We start from the raw sequence: 23,924 nt of genomic DNA on the forward strand, positions 1-23,924 counted from the left end.
TTTTATTTCACTGTCTGTATTTCCCCTTCACTTTTGGATTCGCTTCGACGCTTTCACAGACAGCATCTTGGTCAAAACCGTACACATATCAAACAGGCAGACCCTTTGTCGTTTTCCCATATCTTGCATCCCGGAAAACAACGTTTGCCGGGCGTAACACTGACTTACGGCTGCGACAAAATTCCTCTCGCAGAATGCTTCCCTCATCTGCGGCGTATCCTCTCTCAGCCTCCGAACTTTCGCTCCACGCGCTTCATCTTGCGCCGCGGCTCCGGAACATAGGGCGCGAACGCGATTTCCGGGCAGTGAAACTTCATCTTTTCCGCGAGGCGCGCAAACTCCCGCCGAATTTGCGCTGAGGTATCGGAACTTTTCCGCTCCAGATAGACAGTCACATGGGCTCTGCCGTCCTGCACAACCTTATAGTTCTTTACTCCTTCCGCATAAATCACGCAGCGGCTTATGAAGTCCGGAAAAACGGCCACCTCGTTTCGATGGATGCCCGCAAAGTAAAAGATATCATCCTCTCGCCCTTCGATGTATTGAATCAGACTTGCGGGATTCCCGCAGGGGCAATGCCCCCTTTTCTCGACCAGAATGTCATTCAGGCGGTAGCGGACGATGGGCTGCGACTGCCGCGTAAAGTCCGTGACGATGGGCACAAATCGTCTTTCGTCCAGATACTCCCGTTCGATTAACACCAGTTCCTCGTTTAAGTGAAAATTCCCGCATTCGCAGACATAGCCGAGGAAGCCCTCCGTGCACTGATAGGCCTGGTGGATGACTTGAAGCCCGAATTGCGCCTTTAGGTAGGCGGCATCCTCCGCGCGCAGCACCTCCGCGACCGAGATCACTTTTTCGGGATTGATTCTGAGTGCTCCGCGCTCTATGGCCCGTGCGATGTCGAGTAAGACCGACGGCGGTGCGACCAGCAAGCTCGGGCGGTAGGCCGCGAGTTCCGAAAGATTCTCCGTCATGTCTTTCAGAAGGTCAAAGTAGCGAAACCGTATCAGCTTGGAATCTATGGTCTCATAGAGATTATTGTCCGCGCGGAGAAAGAAGGCGATACGATGGCCGAAAAGTCTGCCTTTCGGCAAAAACTTGGCGAGCACCGTTCCCGCCCAGAGCGCCCGTTCCCTGTCGCTCACCAAAAAGAGCCCCCGCGCGCCGCTGGTTCCCGAGGACAGCCCCACGGAGATACCGCCGAGCTTCTCCGAGAATTCACGCTGCTTTTCGCTGTCGATTGCAAGGGAAAGCGCCTCATCCCGGTCTATGCCGACACAGTTCAGCGCATTGAAATGCTCCATCATGAACTGCTTGTTCATCAGGGGCAGTTTCTTAAAGTCTGCGAAGCTATGAACGGAAATCCCTTTAAAATACGGGGAGTGCTTTTTCAAATAAGCGAGTTGCCCGAGCACACGCCGTTTCTGATAGCGCCGCAGCGCCTTTCTCGTGCGGAAACGCTGTAAGTAGCGCGCCCGAATGAAGTACCAAACAACCGCCAAACGCTCTCTCATCCCTTGACGACCTCCTCGGTTCCGCGGTCATGGCTAAAGCATAGCCGTATGCCGTCCGAGCGCATGCGCGACAGAATGCGATCATTTTCCCGATAGGCGCGCATATCGTACTGCACAAGCCGCGCAAGAAAGCGGAGTTCATCCGATTTTCCGACAAATTCATTGCCCCAGCTTGCATCCGCCCCGAGAAAGATTTTATTTTCTATCAGACAGCAGAGCTGTCCCCGCGCGTGCCCGTCCATCTGCGTTAAGAGCAGGCTCCCGTCCCGGAAAAAATCACAGTAAGAAAAATACGCGTTTTTCTCTTCCCGAAGCTGCTCCCGCCGAAGCACCGTGCAGTGCGCCGCAAACCAGGGCGGCAAGAGCCTTTGAAAAATCAGGTCTCCGAGCCGGTTGCGGCGGTAGCGCAAAAAGGCGTCCCGGCTCAGCACGATCCGAGCCGACTTGAAGTGCTTCACGCAGCCGATGTGGTCCGGATGCAGGTGCGACAGAAAGAGATAGCGTATCTCCTCCGGCTGAATCCCGTCCGCCATGAGCTGATTCCGAATCTCATCCGCCGGGCGCACAACAGTCGGATTCAACAGATGGTAGAGCCTCCCCTGAAACCCTAAGGTAGAGATTTCGCTGCTATAGCCGGTGTCAAAAAGGATATAGCCCTCTTTCGCGTGTCGGATTAAAAAGACTCCCGCCGGAAACTGCCGCTTTTCATGCGGATATCCCCGAAACACCGTGTGCAAATCATTGGTGCAGTACCCGCAGGCATAGTAACGGATACTCTCAACGGACTTGAATGCTGTCATCGCTCCCCCTTCGCATACTTCCGAATCCCCGCGCGCAGGCTGACAATAGGCCTGTAGCCGAGTTCTCGCTCCGCTTTCTCGATGTTTAAGGTCTGACTGTAGCCGAGCGTACATATCGTGTAACGCGTAAACGGCGGCTCCCCGTCCGGGCGGAACAGGCGGTAAACCCGCTCCGACAAAGTCGCGACGCCGTAGAGAAGGCCGAGTGGCAGGCGCAGATACCGCGGCGTTTCGCCGAGCGCCCGAAAGAGCTCCTCCAGAATTGTCCGAAATTCTTGCGGCTCTCCGTTCGTGATGTTATAGACCTGCCCTACCGCAGCCTCGCTCTCAATGGCAAGCCGCAGGGCGAGCGCTGCATTTTCCACGCAGGTGATGTCCACGAGATTATGTCCGCCCCGAAAGAGCGGAATGCCGCTCCGCCGATTTGCTTTGATGAGCCGCGGGATGATGCTGCTGTCCCCGATGCCGAAGAGACCCCGCGGGCGTAGGATTACGCAAGGAACGCTCCGCTGCTCCCGCAGTACTTTTTCCGCCAAAATCTTGCTCTCGATATAGTAGTTCAGACGATTTGAGGCATCGTAGTCCTCCTCCCGTATGTTCAGGCGGTCGCACTTTCCCGCGTAGATGCTCGGCGATGAGACAAAGACCAAGCGCTTCACTTTATTTTGTTTGCAGGCGCGCACCACCCGCTGCGTGCCGCGCACATTGGTCTCCATGAAGTCGGAGCGCTTGCCCCAGACCGTAGAGAGCGCCCCCGCGTGAATCACAAAGTCCACGCCCTTTGTCGCCGCCGTGATGTCCTCCTGCCGGCAAAAGTCCCCGACAAAGAGCTCTGCGGCTTCCGCACTGTCCGCGCGCAGCGCTTCGAGTTTATCCCGCTTGCGCCCGAAAGCGACCACTTCATAGCCGTGCGCAAGCAGCTCCCGCACCACATAGCGTCCCAGAAAACCGTATGCGCCGGTTACCAATACTCTGCTCATCTTCCTCCCATACACTTTCTCGGAAATACAAAGCCCCGGCTGCAACCGCGCGCAGCCGGGGCAAAGCAACTACGCCTACAAAATCAAACCAAACTCTCCTGTGGAACGGTTTGCAGCATAATTACATCCATGGTTATCAATCTGTTATGTATCATAACGGTTCGGCGGGGCTTTTTCAACATAACGGCAAGGCATAAAAGCTACGGCAAGACTGCGTCGAACACCATACTCTAATATCCGAGTTCAACATTTTCGGATTCCGTTTCCGGAAGAGCCTCCCCACCGCTCTGCATTACGGACTGCTTGAAAATCAGAAATAATAAGCCCTTGCGAGAAAAACGACTCACAAGGGCCCAATTCTTATTTTTCCTTCTGCTCCACAACTGCTTTCTCGACATTCAATCCGCGCAGAATCAGTGTAATCAAGATGGTAAGGACCATGGGCATCCAAAGATAAAGAATGTGGAGCATGTTCATGCAAGCCGCGGACTGTACCTTAGCCCCCCCCACATAGCCAGACAACGCCAGTAGCCAGCCGGCAACTGCCGTTCCGATACCACCGCCCACCTTTGTTCCGAAGGACGTGCAAGAATACATGGTTCCGTCAACCCTCTTCCCTGTAGTCAGATAGGTGTATTCCGAGCAGGTCGCAATGAGCGCATTCATGTTGCCTTGAAGAGGACTCATGCCCAACGCTGCAATGGCAGTACTGGCCAGCATGAGCGGTACACTTCCCATATAGCCCGCGACAACTACCAAGATGCGTCCCAGACTTCCGATGATATATCCCATCTTGTTGAGCCGGAACATTCCTCCCCACTTCTGTACCAGCATCGGTGTCATCAGAAGTCCGACAATCATCGGAATATTGATTGCCCAGGAAAAAACGCCGAGCAGATTGGCATTTTTCAGAACATAGGACATAAAATAAATACCCATGTTCAGCGTTGCGGAATAAATTTGCATGAGCAAGTAGGAAACCACAATCATCAAATAATACTTATTCTGAACCAGGAGTTTAAACGCAGCTCCTAAGCTGTATTTTTCCTCCCCTGTCTGTGCCTCCCCCTTTAGTTCCTCGGCAACCTGTTCCAGCTCTCCCTCTTTGATTTGCTTGTCATAGACAACCGGGTTAATTTCATTCCCTGCCAATTCTTCGGGAGAAAGCTCACGCACTGACATCACAGAAATCGTATTGGAAATCAAACCAACAACCGCATAAATGATTGCAACCGTTCTCCAGGCAGCTGCCCCGCCGCCAAAAGCTGCCACAAAAGATACCGTAATTGTCTGAATCAACATGCTGGTACCAAAGGCAAACATGAACCGGATGGAGCCCATTTCTACACGCTCCTGGTTGTTTTTGGTAATCAACGCGGTTAAGGCGGAATACGCGATGTTATTTGCGGTATAGAAGCCTGCATTCAAAACAGTGTAAGCAACAAAGAACCAGGTGTACTGCGCAAAAGCGCTAATATTCGCCGGAATACAGAAGATTGCAACCAAACAGATTGCGCAGCCAAAGTATCCGTAGAACATCCAAGGACGCGCCTTACCCATTTTTGTACTTGTCTTGTCAATCAGAACTCCGAAGAAAATATCGCTAACACCGTCCAAAAGTTTGGAGGCTGCAATCAGACTGCCGATGATACCGGCGTTCATCCCGACTGTATCGGTCAGAAAAATCATGACAAAGGCGGACAGCAGTGCGTAAATCACATTTCCGGCAATGTCACCTGAGCCATAGCCAATCTTGTTATACCATTTTAAATAGGTCTTTTCTCTCATTTCCATCGTGACAGCCCCTTTAGCCTTCTTCCGGCACCATGCTCAAATCAAAACTGAAACCAGAATCCACGAATCTGTATTTTTCCTTCGGGCGTGGTCCGCAACTGTTCGATCCGATTCCGTTCTGCTTCTTGTCGAGGCAGAGCACTGTGCTTCCGCAAGGCTCCAGTTCGTAGTTGTGCTTCTTTTCCGTCAACTCCTCCTGCGTGTAGTTCGAGGCATTGAAAGAAAAGCTTGATGATCCATAAACACGCAGTTTTAAGCCTTCGCCTTTCAGCACAACATAGTCGCAATCGTCATGGCTTCCGTTTTCCTGCGGCCTCAGGTAATCCTCATGTAAGTCACAAATCTCTGCGCGATAAATGCCGTGCGAAGCTGCCCTTCTCTTGTCTACATAGCTTTCTTCCGGTCCGAGTCCAAAGTAATGAAGCGCATGCATATTTGCGGGTAGAAAGAGACGCAGGCCGAAACGCGGAAGTTCCGGAAATTCCGGATTGCGTTCCACATCCATATGTACCGAAACCTTACCGCTCGCGGAGACCTTCCAAGTTACATCAATATTCATGATGCGCTGCACTGTCACTGCTAAGATGGCAAGCTTCCCGTGAATAACCAGCTCCTTCGCATTCAGCGTATACTCCGTTGAATACGACCGACTGAACGCCCTGTCATACATCGCCTTTTGCCACTCTGCTTTGATGTACATATCGTTATCGATCGGCGCTCTCCAAATGTTCAGCTCCATCGGCCGATCAAAGAGTGCCTTTTCTCCGAGTCTCATCTGCTCAAACACGCCTTGAAGCTTATTGTAGGTATAGCAAAATCCCTCACCGAAAATCAGCAGTTGCCTTTCATTCTCTTCTACAGACAACGCCGCCGCTGCTGCATTCCGAACTTGCTCCGCCTGCTCGAAGGCACAGACGTCTTGATTTCGGCTGTCGGTATTTGCAAGCCAAAGCTCATCAAACCCCAAATCATGTCCCATCGGGCAGAGCGCATTCGCCTTTTTCAGGCGATAGCTGAATTTCAGAAAAACGCGTCCATCCTCAGGGATATTCAACGGCAAGATAAGTTCTCCCGTCTCATGCGGCGCAATCGACGGCAGTTCATCCGCCGCAATGCGTCCCGAACTCACGCGTCGACCGTCGCAGCTCAATTCATAAACAATGTCCAAATACCCCTTCACATCTGTGAAATTCAGCTCATTCTTCAGAACCAGAACTGCCGTACTGCGGTCATAAGAAAGAACTCGAAGCGGGCGCTGTACGTTTTTCACTTCTTTCAAACCACTGTGCGGCCTACGGTCTGGGTATACCAGTCCGTCCATGCAAAAATTGCCATCATGCGGATACTCCCCGTGATCTCCGCCATACCAATACATGGGCTTTCCGTTTTCAGACTTGCCCTTGTAAATCGCGTGGTCGCACCACTCCCAGACAAAGCCACCGCAGATGCAATCGTATTGCTCAATCAGCTCAAAGTAGTCCTCGTAATCACCTGCTCCATTTCCCATTGAGTGGCAGTACTCACACATCAGATAAGGTTTGTCAGCCATCCCCTCAACATACTCCAGCACCTGCTCAAAGGACGGATACATGCGACTGTAGAGGTCTATCTTGGAATAGTCATACTTTCGCGCCCGGCCCCGGTAATATGCACTCTCATAATGAGTCAGACGACTCGGGTCATACGCCTTGGTCCATTCCAAGGCTCTCTCAAAGGTACAGCCATAACCTCCCTCATTCCCCATGGACCAGACAATGACAGAGGGACGGTTTTTATCGCGTTCCACAAGTTTGCGTGTACGGTCAAGCGTCGCCTCATTGAATAGGGGGTTGTCGGAAATCATTTCATTCCAACGGGCTGCGCGCTCTCCATCCGTATCCTCTCGGTAATAGAGGTTCCACGGACCATGGCTCTCATTGTCCGCTTCATCAATGACAAAAAAACCGTATTGGTCACAGAGCTGATAGAACATCGGCTGATTCGGATAATGGCTGGTTCGAATTGCATTAAAATTGTTCTGCTTTATCAGTTCCAAATCCTGTTTCATCTGTGCGACGGAAATCACCGGACCGGTCACCGGATTGCAGTCATGGCGATTCACGCCGCGAAACTTCACCGGACGACCGTTAATGTATACAACATTGCCTTCGATATGAATCTCGCGAATTCCGACCCGCTCTGTAATAACCTCATCCTGCGTTTCCAAAATCAGGGTATAGAGATAAGGGCTCTCACTGTTCCAGAGTATCGGATTTTGCAGCTCCCATTCCGCCTTGTGTTCAAATGTAACGCAACTTATCTGCTCATCCTCCGCGTCCAAAAGGGTCGCGGTAATCGGCACCGCACCATCCAGATAACTAGCCCTGATACGAAGGATTGCCGTCTCACCCTTGGGCTCGGTATTGATAAAATAGTCAAAGATTCCCTGCTCCGGCCGCTTCAAAAGATAGACATCACGAAAGATGCCGCTCATCCGGAACTTATCCTGATCTTCCAGATAACTTCCATCACACCACTTTAAGACAAGGACAGCAAGTACATTTTCCCCCTCGCAAAGCGCATCTGTCACTTCGAACTCACTCAGTGCATGTGATACCTGACTGTATCCCAAGTAGCGTCCATTCAGCCAGACGTAAAAGCAGGAGTCCACCCCTTCAAACTCGAGGAAGGCTCTCGGGGCATTTGCATCCTTTTGATATTGAAAGCGGCGGATATAAGCGCCGCAAGGATTCTCCTGCGGAACATAGGGCGGATCTGCCGCAAAGGGATAGCGAATGTTGGTGTACTGATACCGGTCATAGCCGTAGTTCTGCCATACCTCGGGCACCTGAACCTCTTCAAAGTCTTCCGCCCCATAATCCTCGCGATAAAAACTCTCTTTTAGGTCGTAGATGCTCTCAAAATAACGAAACTTCCACTTGCCGTTTAAGAGTTGGAAACGATCTGATTTCTCTCTCTCTTCAACCAAATCATCCATTCTCCGAGAAGCCGGAATGTAATAGGCTCGGTCCAGACAGGTACCCTCGTGTAATACATCCAAGTCCTCATAATAGTGCGGAACAATCATCATGCTTCCTCCTACACTCATACAGTGGCGACAACGAGGTTCCGTCAAAACTTGTTTACGCCGGTCTCTTTGTCTGACTCCGAAATACAACATAACAAAAAAGTTCTGTTACGACCTATGTTTGTTTAAAAATTATATCATTTACAGGACTTTAGAGCAATCTTCATGCTTTTGTTTCATCTCCGGAATCTTACCCCTGTTGACAGCAACAAATCTTATAACATCCATTCGAATTTTATGCATGATATTGACCAAAACGTCTTCGGCAAGATCTGCCATGTAAACCATAACTTTTGAGTACATTTTAGAATGTAGCTAATATCCGTTTTCTTCGCGATCACCCCGCCCGTAAAACGGGTGGTTAGAGATGAAGGCTATAAGCCCGCGTTACCAGCCAGCGTCTAATGGCGCTGGCTTTTATCATCCGGCTGTTCCTAAAGTGGCAATTATTGGCTCAATCACCTTTCCTTTCTCAGTAGTGGCTTGGAAACCTCTATTGTACGGAAAGGTGATTTCTTTGTTAAACGATTTGTCTCCACCCGCATAGCAAGTGTTTTTTGCTTCGCAACGGTTCACTTGCTTTGCAAGCGAACCATGCTCAGCAGGCTAAAGCCAAGAGCTTCAAAAAAAAGCTGCCGCAATACTGCGGCAGCTTTTTCATTCTCAGTGGCATCCGTTCCACCTGAACTCGCATTTGTTTTCACACAATCATTCTTCAATCAGAACGGTCTTCTTCTCCGGCAAATTTACCTCAGTCTTCTTCGCCTTCACATCCTCTTATCCCCGGTTGCCGACGAATTCAGTCCCTTTATCAGACGCCTCGCAAGGTCATAGACACCGCAATATGAGGATACTTCCTCTCTGTTACGAAAAGTCAGCCTTCTCTTTATCCGAGAGAACCATCGTATTTCCTATGTGCCATTTTGCGATATTCCGATGGAAACAGCCCTGTATTGGTTTTGAAATTTGCCGCAAATCTTCCGGCATTGGAATACCCGACAGCCAAAGCAACCTGCTCGATTGCAAGGTCGGTCGATGTCAAGAGCATTTCCGCGTGACGCATGCGTCGCTGTTGGATGTATTCGGAAATCGTACAGTGATAGGTTTGCTTAAAAAAGGTCTTCAATTTTGTGGTGCCCATACAGGCGATTCGTGCAAGCATTTCCAGCGGGAGCTCCGAGTTGAAATGATCACTGATGTATGAAGCAACATTGCTCAAGGCATCCATATCCTGTTTAGATATTCTTGCGCAACTATCATCTTTGCTGTTCTTTCCACGTTCATAAACAAGAGAGACAGCTTCCGCAACCTTGGCCTCATAAAACAACTTTGCCGGTATGCCCTCTCCTCTATACTCCCAAACCTGACGCAAAAGCTGTGACATTTCCGGGAAGTCGAGTGTTTGCCCAACGCGACTGAATGCCTCCTGCGGAGGAATGTAGTCATCCGGGTAGCTTTCCCGCAGATATTTTTCATAATATGCGGGAAATACTTCAATTCCCACGGAACGAATCGGAATATTCTTATGCATCATAGATTGATATACCCCATTCCCTCCGTGAAAAGTTTTGACACACCCCGCAGTTAAGCGTCGGTAAGGGGTCAACTCCTCCCCGGACACAGAGTCATAGTAGGTGATACTTAAACACTCCGGCGTAGTCAGGGATATCAAATGATCCTCAAAAAAATAGAAATCATGGATTTTAATATCAAACAAATCTTTTTCTCCGTAGACCCAGTAATATCCGCAGGCTACGCCCTTTGGAGCGAGGTACACTTTTCCGGCAGGGCTGAAGTTGTGTGTTGACTTACTTTCAACAAAACCGCTGCGGGTAAGCCATTCTCTGTAAAATTCGTTGACTTCCATACGCAATCCCCTCGAAATCATACATATCGGACGCGATTTCATACGCATCAGACAAACCGTTCTCAACTGTATTGTTTTGCTTTTCCTGATTTCCTATACTGTTTTTGCAATTAGTTTCCTCTAATACTATATTACCACCGCGTCTCTTGCACTGCAATGTGTACACTGAAAAGGAGGGCATTTGTTATGACAAGCGAAACAAACCGCAGGAAACAGAAACTTACAGTCAAGGATCTCATTACAGTCGGTGTCTTTTCCGCCATTATATTGATATGTATTTCCTTGAGCGGGGGGCCCTTTGCAATGTTCCCGGCCCTGACCTTTTATTTTCCGGTAGGCGCGGCACTTCTCGCCGGACCTGTATATCTTTTACTGGTTGCAAAAGTGCCAAAACCCGGACCGATTTTTATTGCGGGGCTGATGATGGCAATCTTCTGCTATGTGACCGGCATGCATATCGGCATGAGCATCGGCTATCTGGCCGGAAGCGCATTGGCCGATCTTGTAGCAAGGACCGGACGCTATCGAAATATAAAAATCAACATTCTCTCCTATATTCTTTTCTGCCTCGGCGGAACCGGGTCCTATCTTGCATATTTCATCAATCCGCAAGCCTGGGTAAGCAGGATGTCGGAAAAGGGCACACCGCAGGAATACCTGGATACAATGGCGGCAACCGTCAACCAGCGGATTTTGATAACCATGTTGGCAGGCACTGTTTTAGTCGCCCTTTTCAGCTGTTTTGTCGGCAGTCAACTGTTAAAGAAGCAATTTGAAAAAGCGGGGATCACGGCATGATACAAAGTGCGAACACAGAAAGCCGTCACGGGCTGTCGTTTGATCCCCGCACAAAAATCATTCTGCTGATTCTATGCGTGATTTCAGCGATGATTGCGCCCTCTCTTTCCTATGAGAACTTACTCGTTTTTGCGATTACCATATTCGGGTGCGCAAGCGGGAAAGTCCGAAAGTCACTTGTCCCGGCGGCATTTTACGGCGTCTTTTACCTGCTGACAACACGAATTATGTCACTTGAAAAAGGCCTGTTTTACACCGTATTCACATCCTGGCTCGGCTTATTTTATACGGTCTACCCCTGTGCTTTTCTGGCAAACATTATTCTTTCCACGACGAAGGTCAGTGAATTCCTGACCGCGATGAACAAGGCACATATTCCCAAGCAGGTGATTATTCCGTTGGCAATCATGCTTCGGTACATTCCCACAGTTTGTGAGGACTGGGGGTATATCAAGGACGCCATGCGGCTCAGAGATGTAACCCCCTCCTTGTTCGGCTTTCTGAAAAATCCGGTTATGACGGTGGAATGTCTCTATGTCCCCTTGCTGATGGCAGCTTCCAATACAGCAGATGAACTCTCTGCCGCCGCAGTGACTCGCGGAATAGAGAATCCAACGCCACGCACCTGCCTTCTTGAGATACAGTTTCGGAGACAAGACCGGATTGCCATCGTTCTTGCTGCTTGCATTTTTGTGTTGGGTCTTATTTGGGAAAGGATTGTGTCACCATGATTACGTTTCAGCATGTATCTTTTTCATATGACTCACACAGAGCGCAGGCGAATATACATAGAACAGAGAGTTTGCATGACATCAATTTGACAGTGAATGACGGAGAATGCGTCCTTCTCTGCGGGAAAAGCGGCTGCGGAAAAACCACCTTGACGCGCCTTGTGAACGGGCTTATCCCAAATATCTATCCCGGGAAGCTGACCGGGAATGTTCTGCTTAACGGACAGAACCTTTCGGAACTTCCGATGTACGAAATCGCATCTCTTGTCGGTTCGGTGTTTCAAAATCCAAGGACACAGTTCTTCAATGTGGATACAGACAGCGAGATTGCATTTGGGGTGGAAAACCAGGCCTTGCCCAGGGAACAGATTGCGCAAAAAGTGGCTGCCGCCGCAAAGATTCTGGAGATTGAAACTCTGCGCGGAAGGAATATTTTCTCTCTTTCGGGCGGAGAAAAGCAGAAGGTTGCTTTTGCCTCTGTATATGCCATGAATCCCATGGTTTATCTTTTGGATGAACCATCCTCCAATCTGGATATGGAGACAGTTGATGCTTTAAGAACTCATCTCAAAGAGCTTAAGTCTCAGGGAAAAACCATTCTGATTGTCGAACACCGCCTCTATTACCTGATGGATATCGTTGACCGAATCCTTGTATTGGATGAAGGGCAGATAACAAAAAATTACTCTGCCAAAGAATTCCTGACCTTAACAGACAAAGAACGCCGAATGATGGGGCTCCGAACCACCGACCTGCGAAAAGAGCTTCCCGAGCTAATTGCGAAGAAAGAACAGGAAAACAGTCTGGAGCTCAAAAATGTTTCCCTGTTCTACAGGAAAGAAACTTTGATGAGAAATATCAGCGCAAAATTTTCACGGGGCGAGGTAATTGCACTTGTCGGGAAAAACGGAACCGGTAAAACGACCTTTTCGCGAGCCCTCTGCGGATTGCATCAAGAAATCAAAGGAGATTATTTCCGGGATGGCAAAATCATCTCAACAAAAAAACGGCAGAGAATCTCCTATATGGTCATGCAGGATGTGAATTTTCAACTTTTTGCAGAGAGCGTGGAAGCAGAATGCTCCTTCGGCATTCGTAACCCGAATGCAGCTCTGATCGCAGAAACGATGGACACGCTGAATCTGACCCCCTTTGCCGAACAGCATCCCGGTACGCTTTCCGGCGGACAAAAGCAAAGACTGGCCGTCGCTGTGGGACAGGTCTGTAAAAAAGAACTGATTGTCTTTGATGAACCCACCAGCGGATTGGATTATGAGGGCATGACAAGCGTCGCCAAAATAATCCGCAACCTCTCCGAACAGGGGAAAATCATATTTGTTGTGACACACGATTATGAATTTCTTTGCAGGACATGTAGCCGCATACTTGTTTTTTCCGACGGTGAAATCAGCGACGATTTAAAATTCCGAGCGGATAACAAAGCACAGATAGAGCAATTATTCTTTTCTGCCGTGGAGACAAATAAAGGAGGTGATCTGTTTGAATAAGGGACGCGAAAAACCGGTCAAATTACTTCTTACATGGGCCGGCAGCGAAAAATGGTACTTATTTGCTTCTGTCTTGTGTGCATTTTTGAGCGGACTGCTTGTAATCGGACCGTATGTCGGCATTTATCGCTTGATGGACAGCGTCCTACTGGGAACGCTGACAAAGAAAGACTTGACGGACAGCATCGTTCCGGTAACCGTCACAACCATTCTCCGCATGGTCCTTCTTGGTCTGTCCGGCGTTCTCTCGCACAAAGGTGCTTATAACACCCTGTTTCGGGTGCGCTGCATGATCATAGAACACCTGGCGAAGGTTCCGCTCGGATATGTCAACGAGCGGAGCACCGGTGAAATCAAAACCGTCTTGAATGAGAACATCGAGAAGCTGGAGTTATGTCTTGCACATAACATTCCGGAACTTGTCAGCTATCTCACCGGTCCTATCGTTATTTTCGCTTATCTCATGACGGTGAATGTTCCGCTGGCACTCATTTCCCTGCTTCCTCTCCTTTTGGATATTCCGGTGATGATGGCGGTGTTTCAAAAAATGTCTGATATGTTGCCGGAGGCTAACGAGTCCCTTGCCGGCTTCAACTCCGTCATGGTCGAATACATCCGCGGAATGCGTCTGATCAAGGCGTATCGGATGGGCAGCAAATCATTTCAAAAATTCAGAGAAGCCATTCTCGACGAAAACAGAGCGTGGAACAGAATCTCGAAAAAGACTGCCCCTTTGTATGCTGTCTTTATTCTGATACTGGAGTCCGGACTTTTGCTGATCGTTCCACTGGGCGGAAGACTTTTCCTGCGCGGAACGATCACAGGCAGTGTATTTCTCCTGTTTACCTATATCGGCTCCTTGTATTTGACGGAATTGCTCCCGCTTCAGCAGCTTTCCGGCAATTTCGCGCAGGCGTTCAGCGGCATTACAAAAGTAAAAGAAATACTGGAACTTCCGGTTTTTGAAGGCGGAGATGCTTTCCCCGAACGCCGTGATATCACACTAAAAGGCGTGCGCTTTTCCTATGACGGAAAAACAAATGTGCTTGAAAATTGCAACCTGTGCATCCGCGAAGGCGAAAAAGTCGCCGTTATAGGCGCCTCCGGCGCGGGTAAAAGCACGATTGCCGCACTGATTTCCCGTTTCTACGACCCGGATGACGGAGAGGTTCTGATCGGAGGAAAAAATGTCAATAGCATTCGATACGAAACACTCCTCGCGCATATATCTCTCGTCTTTCAGAAGACTTTCCTGACGCGAGACTCTGTCTTTGACAATATTCGCATGGGGATGAACGCTTCTTTGGAACAGGTTAGAGAAGCTGCAAGTGCAGCACAAATTGACGATTTCATCATGTCCCTCCCCGATGGATATGACACAAAAGTCGGAAGTTACGGTTCCCGCTTTTCGGGCGGTGAAAAGCAGAGAATTGCCATTGCACGGGCAATTTTAAAAAATGCGCCGATTTTGATTCTGGATGAAGCGACGAGTGCCGCCGATCCGGAAAATCAGATGGAGATTGACAAAGCAATCCGGAACCTCTCCAAGGGGAAAACCGTCCTCATCATTGCTCATCGGCTCAGTGTGGTCGGTATGTGCGACAAGGTTGCGGTGGTAGAGAATCATACGATTTCCGATATCGGCACACATGATGAACTGCTTTCGCGCAACAGCTATTACCGAAGAAGTTGGGAGAGCTATGAATCGGCAAGGTCTATCACCTATGGGAAAGGAGGAATCGGAGGATGACAGATAAAAATCTCTTCCGTAAGAATGCCCGGTTTTACCGTGGTCTGATATTGACCGTTTCGGAGGGACTCCTTTCCGGAAGTAACTATATTGTCATTTACGCAGTGCTCAAAATGCTGTACGACGGTACTGCTTCTATGCAGCGCATCTTTAGTCTATCCGGCCTCGTCGGTGCTATCTTTGTGATACGACTTGTCATTTACAGCATTGGCTATACGCAGAGCCAAATCGGTGGCGCTGAGGTATCTAAGAACATTCGCCTCGGCCTTGGCGATAAGCTTAGAAAGCTTCCGTTATCCGGCTTTACGGAAAAGCGCGAAGGGCAATACATCAATATTATGACAGCAGATGTCAATAGTTATGAGCAGATTCTGACGCATAAACTTGCCTCTCTTGTGAAAAACGGGATTCTATCCGTAATCGTGCTTTCCTTTATCGGTGTTCTGTATTTTCCGGCTGCGGTCATCCTACTGTTTTCTCTTCTTCTGTTGCTCCCCGAAATGTGGCTGTCGTTTCGAATTGTGGGAAAGTACGGTAAGGAAAAGAATGCCGTTACGGCCGAGGCGGTAGGACAAATCGTCGAGTACATCGACGGAATTCAGACCTTCCGGGCCTATGGAATGGGCGGCACTAAAAACAGAAACACAACAGCTGCCCTGCGGAAATTCAGCACAGTCAGTTATCAATATGAAGCACACGGGATTCCGGTTAATTTTGCTTTTAACATTGTAAATTGGCTTACCGTTCCGCTGATTATGTGGATTGGATTCATCCCATGGCAATCCGGAGCCATCCACGCAATCAATTTCCTGTTTTTGTGCATGATGCCGATGGTTTTAGCAAAGCTGACCGCTGCAATTTCAGTTGACATGTTCAGTTACAGGAATCTCCTGATTTCAAAAACAAACATCCGGAATGTGTTGGCCGCAAAGGAAGAAGCGAAAAGCAAAGATATCTTTTCGCCTAAAGAGCACGGCATCTCCTTTCGTGATGTGTCGTTCTCTTATGTGCGGGGAGAACCTGTTCTTAAAAAAATGAGTTTCGCAATACCGAATCACAAGCTAACCGCAATCGTGGGTGACTCCGGATCAGGCAAATCAACAATCCTGAATCTAATTGCAAAATATTATGATCCGGAAAGCGGGGACATTGACATCGGCGGGCAATCGATCCGCCATGTCAATGCGGAAGATGTACTGAATATCATCTCTATGGTCGATCAGGACACCTTTTTGTTTCATGAAACAGTACGGGAGAACATACGCCACGCAAAACCTTCCGCTACGAATGAGGAAATAGAAATCGCCTGCAAAAAAGCGAACTGTGACACATTTATACGAAAAATGAAAAAGGGATATGATACTTCCATCGGAGAAAACGGCAATCTGCTTTCCGGCGGTGAACGACAGCGACTTTCGATTGCTCGGGCCATATTGAAAAACAGCCCGATTCTGCTTCTGGATGAGGCAACTTCCTCTTTGGACATTGAGAATGAACTCGCTGTCAAACAGGCAATTTCAAATCTGCTGCAGGAAAACAAGACCGTTGTGATGATTGCTCATACCTTGTCTGTTATAAAAAATGCCGCTCAAATCCTCGTCGTGGCAGACGGAAAAGTTGCGGAGTCCGGGACCCATGAGCAGCTTTTGAACCTGGGAGGTAAATATACCGCTATGTGGAATGCCGAACAGGCAATTACGGCCTGAAAAACTTAGTCTAAATCCGGAAGTCAAAAAAAGCTGCCGCAATACTGCGGCAGCTTTTTCATTCTCAGTGGCATCCACTCCACCTGAACTCGCGTTTGTTTTCACGCAATCCTGTTTCAAACAAATTATTCTTCAATCAGAATGGTCTTCTTCTCCGGCAAATTTGCCTCTGTCTTCTTCGGGATGCTGAGTTTCAGGACACCCTGTTCAAACTTGGCTTTCACATCCTCTTCTTTCACATGTGTGCCCACATAGAAGCTTCTCTGCATAGAACCCGAATAGCGTTCCTGCCGAATCAGCTTACCATCCTGATCCTTCTTCTCTTCGTCCAGCCCCTTTGCGGCACTGACCGTGAGATAACCGCTGTTCAGCTCCACCGCGAGCTCTTCTTTCTTGAAGCCCGGCAGATCAATGTCCAGCTCATAGCTGTCCTCTTTCTCATGCACATCGGTCTTCATCAACATTCTCGCGCGGCGTCCGTACAACTTCCGCTCCGTCTGATCTGCCCCTTTCAATGCCGGGAAATCAAACCAATCATCAAACAAATTATCACCAAACAGGCTAGGTACTAACATACTCTTTACCTCCTTCATTATCTTCCTTCATTATCTCCGACCGTACGGCCGGATGTCATTCAGGGGAAAGAGGGTTCACTCTTAATCGCTTACTCTCTGTTCCTCTTTACAGTGCCCATTATACCTCCTTTGTTAGCACTGTAAATAGGTGAGTGCTAAGTATTATGTGAACCTTTTGTGAACACTTTTAAACCAGACTTTCGGCCGCGGCAACCGCCAGAACACCGCAAACCAGACTCGACAGCACATAGAGCAAGGCTATGGTCTGATTTCCTTTTCCGAGCAAGGTCTCTGTCTCCAGCGCAAACGAAGAGAAGGTCGTAAAACCGCCGCAAATCCCCACCTTCAGAAACAAGGTGACACGCGGATTGAGACTTGCTCTTGCACTCAGCGCCGCAACCAGCCCGATTACAAAGGCACCCGCCACATTGATACAAAAGGTTTTTAGTGGGAACCCGTTCTGCGGATTCAGCGGCAAAAGACCGATTAGATAGCGGAGCACTGCGCCGATTGCTCCGCCCATAGCTACAATGATACCATTCAGCAAAAGAGACTTCCTTTCATCACGATGAAACAACTCATCATTTTCACCCAAGCGGCATTACATCGAATCCCGCAAAGCAGTGGGGCGGCATCCCACCGGACACCGCCCCAAACATCAAGTCGGAACATTTACAGCTGATACAGCTTTGTATACTTCTCTTCGATGTAGTCGAGGAAGTAGTTCACATCAAAGTCCTCGCCCGTGACCAGCTTCATGAGTTCGGGCGCGTCATAGCGGCAGCCGTACTTGTGGATGTGCTCCTTTAACCAGCCCATAACCACATCGTACTGATTGTTCTCGAGCAGCTTGTCCACGTCCAGTTCCTTCCGCATGGTGTGCACGAACTGCGCCGCAAATGCCGTGCCGAGCGCATAGGTCGGGAAGTAGCCGAAGCTGCCGCCGGACCAGTGCACATCCTGCAGGATGCCGACCTTCGCATTCGGCACATCGACACCGAGGTACTCCTTATACTTCGCATTCCAGGTCTTGTCGAGGCCTTCGGTCGAGATGGTTCCGTTAAAGAGCCCCTTCTCGATCTCATAGCGAATCAGGACATGCAGCGGATAGGTGAGCTCATCCGCCTCGGTGCGAATAAAGGAAGGCTTGGAAGCATTGACCGCTTTCAAAAAGTCCTCAAGACTCACATCGCCGAGCTGTTTCGGGAACTGCGCCTTGAGCTTCGGGTAGTGGTAGCGCCAGAAAGCCTCGGTGCGCGCCAGATAGTTTTCGCAAAGACGGGACTGGGACTCGTGCATGCCGGAAGAAATGCCCTCCGAGAGTATCATGCCGTCGTACTTCGGGTCCACATCGTGCTCATAGTACGCATGTCCCACCTCATGCACGGTCGAGAAAATCGCAGAGACCACGCTGTTCGGAACATACTTGGTTGTGGTGCGGCAGTCGTTCTCGCAAGTCCAGGAAGTAAACGGATGCTCGGACTCATTCTGGTAGCCCCAGGAGGGATCAAAGTGCAGATAGGTAAGAAGCTCATTCATAAATTTCTTCTGCTCTTCGACCGGGTACTCGAGGTGCAGGAAGTCCTCGCGAATCTGCTTTGCCGCCGTCACCTTGCGGATTAACGGAACCAGACGCTCTTTCAGCGCCGCAAAGAAGGCATCGTACTTCTCTTCCGTCATTCCGGGCTCAAAGTCATCCAGCATCTGATTGTAGACCGAGAGCTTGCTGTCGCGGTAGCCGTAGAGCTTCTTCTGGCTCTCGATGACCTGCTTTAAATAGGGCTCAAAAATCGAGTAGTCTGCCTTGGACTTTGCGAGTATCCAGGCATCAAAGGACTCGTTGCAGAGCTTCCGGTAGGCTACATACTCGTCCTTCGGAATGCACATCGTGTCCATGACGCTCTTATAGTAGAGCTGCACGGCGCGCTTATCCTCCGCATCGACCTCCGGATCATCCTTTAACTCCTTTAAGAGCGCAATAATCTCCGGGTCGGTCTCGAGACTGAAAAGCTCGCCCGCGAGATACGAGGATCGCTCATCGCGGTAAGCCGCACCGGCGCTCGGCGCGACCGTCTGCTTGTCAATATCGATGATATTGAGTGCCATACTGTAGGCAGAGCATTTAAAAATCCAATCGCGGTACTGTTTCAGTTTTTCCTGTGTCGTCATAGATGCTCCTTTCGAGGTAAATGTGAATCGTATCGAGTAAAATCCGAACCCTGGGTTCGAACTTGAAGCCTTAGCTTTTCCCCGCCTTCGCGAGCAGCAAACTCTCTATCATAACGCCGAGCAAGGACTGCGCCGAAACGGTAAAATCAGGCGCCGTGATTCGCTCGTTAAAATAGGCAACCCCGCGGTCATGGTCGAGAAAGCCGTTCCGAACCAGGTACTGTTCCGCCTCATCCAGCGTGAAGGCCGCCTCGCGTAAGCTTTCATCGGAAAAACCGTTTGCGTAGTGCACGCTCTTCATGATGCGCTTTAACTTGGTCGCCGGATAGCGTTCCGAGAGCGCCGTCCGCAGACGGGATACCAGCGCTAAAAAGTCCTCTGTTTCCGACGCGGGTGTATGAAGCGCGGTCTCGGGGAGGATATTTTCCTCACAGAGGTGCCGCAACAGTCGAAGTGCCTGCGTCCGCAAGAGATCCGGCTCTCCCATCTGTGACTCGATATTCCGAATGAGGGAGATGTCCGCGGGAAGCCAGGGCACTGTATATAACTCGGCTTTCGTGAGCCATCGGCCGTCCTCGGCTTCCAGTAGCTTCGGCGCGCCGCCCGAAAGCTCGCACCAGAAGCAATCCATGGAGAGATGAAACGCCGGGTAATCGTACTCGACGGTCTCGATCAAATCGCCGAGTATGATATTCACATCGAGTTCTTCTCTGATTTCCCGCCGAAGCGCCTGCTCTGCACTCTCTCCGGGCTCCACCTTTCCGCCCGGGAATTCCCACTGTCCCTTGAATTCCCCGTATCCTCTGGCTGTCGCGAATATGCTCTGTTTCTCCCGCAGCGAATCACAGATGACAGCTGCGACTACTTTGACTGTTTTCATAACTTCAGTCTATCATGTTCTGCGCCAATAGCAAGACAGGGGCAGGCTCATTCGACATCATGCGCTAAAATACGAGCGGAAGGTAGCCTCATGATTCGTTTGAACTTCGGCATTCTTAGAATTTGCCGTAATACAAGCAAATTTTGTGTAATACCCCAAATAGTTGCCAAGAGAAAACCGAAAAAGATTGCTTCCACGATGATTTACCAACGAGATTATTCTTGCGTCCGTAGCAAAAGAGCCCTGCTAGCCGTAACCCACAGCTTGCAGAGCTCTTCTGCACACATAGCTCCTGTTAGGAACTTCTCACAGCAACTTTTCCGTCCACTCCTCTTCTTTGAACCCCGTCAGCGCGAAGTTCTCTCCCACCAGCAGCGGCCGCTTCACCAGCATGCCGTCGGTCGCGAGCAACGCAAACTGTTCGTCCTCGCTCATTTCTCTCAGCTTCCCCGAAAGACCCATTTCCCGGTAAGGAATGCCGCTGGTATTCCAGAAGCGTTTTAACGGAAGACCGCTCATCGCATGGTACTTGCGGAGCTCCTCTTCACTCGGGTGATTTTCTTTGATGTCAATCAACTCATACTTGATGCCCTTATCATCCAGCCACTTCAAGGCTTTCTTACAAGTGCTGCAGCGGCTGTAGCAATATACTTTCAACATTCTTATCTCCTCCGACTTAACCTTTGTTTTTCCTCACTGTCACTGTTCCGATCATGATTCTGCCTCTCCCGCCATTTTCATGTATCGCTCCAGTCGAGTAAGCATTTTGTCCAAGCTAAAGTAGCCCGCTTCTCTTGCGACTTCCGTCCCATCAATCACGGCGATGACCGTCGGCACGGACAGAATCCCCTTCTGAGCCGCCTCCTCCTGATGATCTTCAATCGGAAGATAGCGATAAATCACCGTAGGATGCGCCTGCTGCCATTCCTCAAGCTTGCGTCTGATTGCTACGCAAGGCGCACAAGTCTCCGCGCCGTATTGTTTTATCTCAACCGTCATATTCCAACCGTCATCCGCCTAAAAAATGCCGCTCTCACTCCGCAATCCGATACACCGAATCGCCGCTATTCCTGATATGTGGATTGGCGAGTTTCCTCCACCAGCGATTCCGGCAATCTATCAACCCAGTTCTCCCCGCTGTAGTTCTCAATCTGATTCACAATCCTCGTTAAGAACCGATCCAACAGCTTGTTTTCTTCTCTTCCTTCCGCAAACCAGACATTGGCCTGACCGAAACCGTAGGAGGCTCCCGTCTGCCTTCTCGGAATCTTCCACATAACAGGCCTTCTCTCTTGAACCGGAAGCAGCACGCAATTTTCCTTCGGGGCAAGCGCATTGTAGAGAAAGGCAGCCTCCCCTCCGTCTTCCGTCTCAAATATAACCTCCTGATAATAGCGATATACCGTGGCATCACGATACCAGCCGACAACCGAGGTGAAATTATGGAAGGGGTGTGCGGCGCAGTAAATCACCAACACATCCTCGACAGACTCCGATGCCCGATTCGCTTCGCAACCTTCCAATCTTTCGATGTGTAAAGCCTGATCTTTTCCGCTGCGGCTCATCTTGGTAACAACAAAGCCGGTACAAACTTCCGTAATTTTTCCGTTTTTATCCTCATGAGTAAACGGAGCAAAATTAAACAGCTCGGATCCATACTGATTTTCATCCACGAAGCTTCCGCCCCCTACAGGCTCATCTTCACCCTCCCAGAATCCCTTGTAATATCGCATCCAGGCAATATTACAGAACAGTATTCTCATCCGCTTTCTCCTTTACAATCTCAGTTTGATTGTATCTTTTTGACCTTACAATTCCCTGTACCGTCCCTGTCCGGCCCGCTGCCACAGAATCCTTGAATCCAAGGCGGTTTACAGAGACTTTCCGAAAAAAAATCCCGAGCTGACTCAATCCGCTTTTTATCCGCTACATGGCAGTGCCTTTAATAACTCCGCCTCTCTTGGTAAAACCTGCTTCGCCTCCATGACTTCCGACAGCTCCCTTCGTTGCCGCTCCGAAATACAGACTCTTCCCTCCTCTTGCACGAGCGAACAACACTGACGAACGGCAACTCCGATGTGAGATAAGGTCAATTGATCTCGTTTCTTCTTTAACACCTCAACAAAGATATCCCAGACAAAGGACTCTCTGTAAATCCAAAAAAAAGATGCTATCCCCTGCAGCACCTTGGGATGCATCTGTGTTTTACGCAGCCCTTGGACATACGCTTTGCTCTGTTCTTCAAATTTGCGGACTTTGTCTTCCGTGATAAGACTCGACTCCGCCCGATACAAATGACTCAGGTGGATGTAGCGAGCACAAAAATTTTGCAAGGTGTAGAGATGTGTCCACAGAATTTCCGGCTCTGTTTCTTCAGCGATTGACGAAAAAAACGCCTCCTGATTTATGAGAAACCACTCCTTAATAGACTTGGTATCCTTCGTGCCGAGCTCCTTACAGGCCGCTCTCATGAAAACAGTCGCTGCCCGTTTTCGCTCCTTACAATCGGGAGTCTGTAGCTGACTTAAAGCCTCGTCCAGGAAATCTTTTGTATACTTCATAAGCCCATTATAACTCCGTCGCCCGCAGCCAGCACTCTGATGTGTTCCCGGTGCTTTCTTTCTCGGATTTTCCCGGGCACTCAAGAAAACAGAATGAATCGATACTTTCCTTTTCCCTGACCGCTGACCGCTTCCACCATGCCGCTCTTTCGCAATTTCATCAGAAGTTCGGACGCTCCGGAAGCTTTTAAACCAAGCACCTTCATGACTTCTGTTCGTCCGAAAACCGCCCCCTCCGGGAATGCTTCCCTAAGTTTCCGTATGTTTCCGGCTGTTTTTGGCAAGAACTCGGCCATAATGTCCGGTTTCGCTGCTCCAATGTCCGGTTTTGTCCCGTCAATGTCCGGTTTTGCTTCCCCAATGTCCGGTTTCATTGCCTCGTCGTTTGACCAACCGATATGCAAGGTCCGGTTCCGAAGCGGGTGATGCTCATCCAACAAGAGATTGCGCAGAAAGAGTTCCAGAAATGCTGTCGTCTCATGAATTCCTATTTTTAGATCGTTATAATTTGCCCGCACAAGCGCATTCCGAAAATACCACGCATTTTCGGCAAAAACGTCGTTCGTAACCTCAAACCCTAAGGTTCTCAGATATTTGATAAAGAATACCGCCGTCACCCTGGTGTTTCCCTCTCCGAATATATGAATTTGCCAGAGTCTCGAAAGAAATCCCGCGAGATGGCAAATCGTCTCATCCATCGACAGACCCTTGTACGAGAAGTTTCTTTCTTCGGAAAAATCATAGTCCAGGGTTGCTCTCAGTTCTGTTGCACTGCCGTACAGAACGCTTGCACCATCTAGAACCCATTCCTGTTTGGTAATGTTATAGTCCCTGAGGCGCCCCGCATGCGAATAAATTCCCGCAAATAATTTTCGGTGGATTGAAATGTATTCCTGCGGTGTAAAACTGAACGCCTTTTCCAAAAGAAGCTCCGCAATTCTGACAGAAACCTTATCCGCTTCCTCCGTGCGATCTTCGAAAGTACGAGGAGGGTGCTCTTCATAGTAGCTCTGTAACAGAGCCTTGGCCTCTTGAAAGGATATCTCGCCTTTAATATTGCGGACAGCCGTCCGCAACAAATAGTCGGAGGTTTTAAGTCCGTCTACTGCCTGAAGACCGATTCCGGTCTGCCATGCATAGCTCTTTTCACGTTTGCCCGGCTCGGAATCCCGCATATATTCTTGAAACGGATCCTGGTTCACAGTTCTTCCCCCCTCTCAC

At 49.5% G+C, this 23,924-nt stretch carries 21 protein-coding genes; 5 read left to right on the forward strand and 16 right to left on the reverse strand.

Annotated features, from left to right (window positions below; all coding sequences use genetic code 11):
• Nucleotides 1-224: 224 nt before the first annotated feature.
• From QU660_RS07595 to QU660_RS07625, 7 genes are all read right to left on the reverse strand, one after another.
• Nucleotides 225-1,517, reverse strand: a complete 1,293-nt coding sequence (locus QU660_RS07595; protein WP_304945928.1) for a F390 synthetase-related protein — start codon at nucleotides 1,515-1,517, stop codon at nucleotides 225-227.
• Nucleotides 1,514-2,317, reverse strand: coding sequence for an MBL fold metallo-hydrolase (locus QU660_RS07600; protein WP_304945929.1), 804 nt, complete (start codon nucleotides 2,315-2,317; stop codon nucleotides 1,514-1,516). The genes QU660_RS07595 and QU660_RS07600 overlap by 4 nt, the downstream gene beginning before the upstream one ends.
• A complete protein-coding gene (locus QU660_RS07605) occupies nucleotides 2,314-3,297 on the reverse strand; it encodes an NAD-dependent epimerase/dehydratase family protein (protein ID WP_304945930.1) in 984 nt (327 codons plus the stop codon). Before QU660_RS07605 ends, QU660_RS07600 begins: the two co-directional genes overlap by 4 nt.
• Before the next feature lie 360 nt (nucleotides 3,298-3,657).
• Complete coding sequence (locus QU660_RS07610; RefSeq protein ID WP_304947241.1) at nucleotides 3,658-5,085, reverse strand: MFS transporter; 1,428 nt, start codon at nucleotides 5,083-5,085, stop codon at nucleotides 3,658-3,660.
• Nucleotides 5,086-5,104: 19 nt separating this feature from the next.
• Nucleotides 5,105-8,158, reverse strand: coding sequence for a glycoside hydrolase family 2 TIM barrel-domain containing protein (locus tag QU660_RS07615; RefSeq protein WP_304947242.1), 3,054 nt, complete (start codon nucleotides 8,156-8,158; stop codon nucleotides 5,105-5,107).
• A gap of 572 nt (nucleotides 8,159-8,730) precedes the next feature.
• Nucleotides 8,731-8,862, reverse strand: coding sequence for a hypothetical protein (locus QU660_RS07620; RefSeq protein ID WP_304945931.1), 132 nt, complete (start codon nucleotides 8,860-8,862; stop codon nucleotides 8,731-8,733).
• A gap of 182 nt (nucleotides 8,863-9,044) precedes the next feature.
• Nucleotides 9,045-10,025 (reverse strand): AraC family transcriptional regulator, encoded by a 981-nt coding sequence (locus QU660_RS07625; RefSeq protein WP_304945932.1) that lies wholly within the window; start codon nucleotides 10,023-10,025, stop codon nucleotides 9,045-9,047.
• 186 nt (nucleotides 10,026-10,211) lie between these two features.
• Here QU660_RS07625 and QU660_RS07630 point away from each other — a divergent pair, with 186 nt between their 5' ends.
• From QU660_RS07630 to QU660_RS07650, 5 genes are read left to right on the forward strand one after another with little or no spacing between them, the layout of a single operon-like run.
• A complete protein-coding gene (locus QU660_RS07630; protein ID WP_304945933.1) occupies nucleotides 10,212-10,823 on the forward strand; it encodes an MptD family putative ECF transporter S component in 612 nt (203 codons plus the stop codon).
• The gene (locus QU660_RS07635) at nucleotides 10,820-11,554 is read left to right on the forward strand and encodes an energy-coupling factor transporter transmembrane component T (RefSeq protein ID WP_304945934.1); all 735 of its coding nucleotides are present in this window, start codon (nucleotides 10,820-10,822) and stop codon (nucleotides 11,552-11,554) included. Before QU660_RS07630 ends, QU660_RS07635 begins: the two co-directional genes overlap by 4 nt.
• The gene (locus tag QU660_RS07640; protein WP_304945935.1) at nucleotides 11,551-13,062 is read left to right on the forward strand and encodes an ABC transporter ATP-binding protein; all 1,512 of its coding nucleotides are present in this window, start codon (nucleotides 11,551-11,553) and stop codon (nucleotides 13,060-13,062) included. Before QU660_RS07635 ends, QU660_RS07640 begins: the two co-directional genes overlap by 4 nt.
• A complete protein-coding gene (locus tag QU660_RS07645; protein ID WP_304945936.1) occupies nucleotides 13,055-14,812 on the forward strand; it encodes an ABC transporter ATP-binding protein in 1,758 nt (585 codons plus the stop codon). The genes QU660_RS07640 and QU660_RS07645 overlap by 8 nt, the downstream gene beginning before the upstream one ends.
• Nucleotides 14,809-16,518: an ABC transporter ATP-binding protein gene (locus QU660_RS07650; RefSeq protein ID WP_304945937.1), complete on the forward strand. Its 1,710-nt coding sequence runs from the start codon at nucleotides 14,809-14,811 to the stop codon at nucleotides 16,516-16,518. Before QU660_RS07645 ends, QU660_RS07650 begins: the two co-directional genes overlap by 4 nt.
• Nucleotides 16,519-16,643: 125 nt before the next feature.
• Here the strand turns inward: QU660_RS07650 and QU660_RS07655 are convergent, their stop codons facing one another.
• From QU660_RS07655 to QU660_RS07695, 9 genes are all read right to left on the reverse strand, one after another.
• Nucleotides 16,644-17,093 (reverse strand): Hsp20/alpha crystallin family protein, encoded by a 450-nt coding sequence (locus QU660_RS07655; RefSeq protein WP_304945938.1) that lies wholly within the window; start codon nucleotides 17,091-17,093, stop codon nucleotides 16,644-16,646.
• Between the two features lie 187 nt (nucleotides 17,094-17,280).
• Complete coding sequence (gene crcB, locus QU660_RS07660) at nucleotides 17,281-17,640, reverse strand: fluoride efflux transporter CrcB (protein WP_304945939.1); 360 nt, start codon at nucleotides 17,638-17,640, stop codon at nucleotides 17,281-17,283.
• 125 nt (nucleotides 17,641-17,765) lie between these two features.
• A complete protein-coding gene (locus QU660_RS07665; RefSeq protein ID WP_304945940.1) occupies nucleotides 17,766-19,262 on the reverse strand; it encodes a carboxypeptidase M32 in 1,497 nt (498 codons plus the stop codon).
• A gap of 70 nt (nucleotides 19,263-19,332) precedes the next feature.
• Entirely contained in the window at nucleotides 19,333-20,142 is an 810-nt protein-coding gene (locus QU660_RS09900) for a (deoxy)nucleoside triphosphate pyrophosphohydrolase (protein ID WP_330693197.1), read from the reverse strand.
• 306 nt (nucleotides 20,143-20,448) lie between these two features.
• Nucleotides 20,449-20,802 (reverse strand): arsenate reductase family protein, encoded by a 354-nt coding sequence (locus QU660_RS07675; RefSeq protein WP_304945941.1) that lies wholly within the window; start codon nucleotides 20,800-20,802, stop codon nucleotides 20,449-20,451.
• A gap of 51 nt (nucleotides 20,803-20,853) precedes the next feature.
• Nucleotides 20,854-21,141: a thioredoxin family protein gene (locus tag QU660_RS07680; protein WP_304945942.1), complete on the reverse strand. Its 288-nt coding sequence runs from the start codon at nucleotides 21,139-21,141 to the stop codon at nucleotides 20,854-20,856.
• 65 nt (nucleotides 21,142-21,206) lie between these two features.
• Entirely contained in the window at nucleotides 21,207-21,905 is a 699-nt protein-coding gene (locus QU660_RS07685; RefSeq protein WP_304945943.1) for a hypothetical protein, read from the reverse strand.
• 156 nt (nucleotides 21,906-22,061) lie between these two features.
• Entirely contained in the window at nucleotides 22,062-22,703 is a 642-nt protein-coding gene (locus QU660_RS07690; protein WP_304945944.1) for a hypothetical protein, read from the reverse strand.
• An 80-nt stretch (nucleotides 22,704-22,783) separates the two neighbouring features.
• A complete protein-coding gene (locus QU660_RS07695; protein WP_304945945.1) occupies nucleotides 22,784-23,905 on the reverse strand; it encodes a Fic family protein in 1,122 nt (373 codons plus the stop codon).
• Nucleotides 23,906-23,924: the final 19 nt, after the last annotated feature.

Origin of the sequence: Stomatobaculum sp. F0698 (genome assembly GCF_030644385.1) — a bacterium.
In the GTDB taxonomy this organism is placed as follows: Bacteria; Bacillota; Clostridia; order Lachnospirales; family Lachnospiraceae; genus Moryella.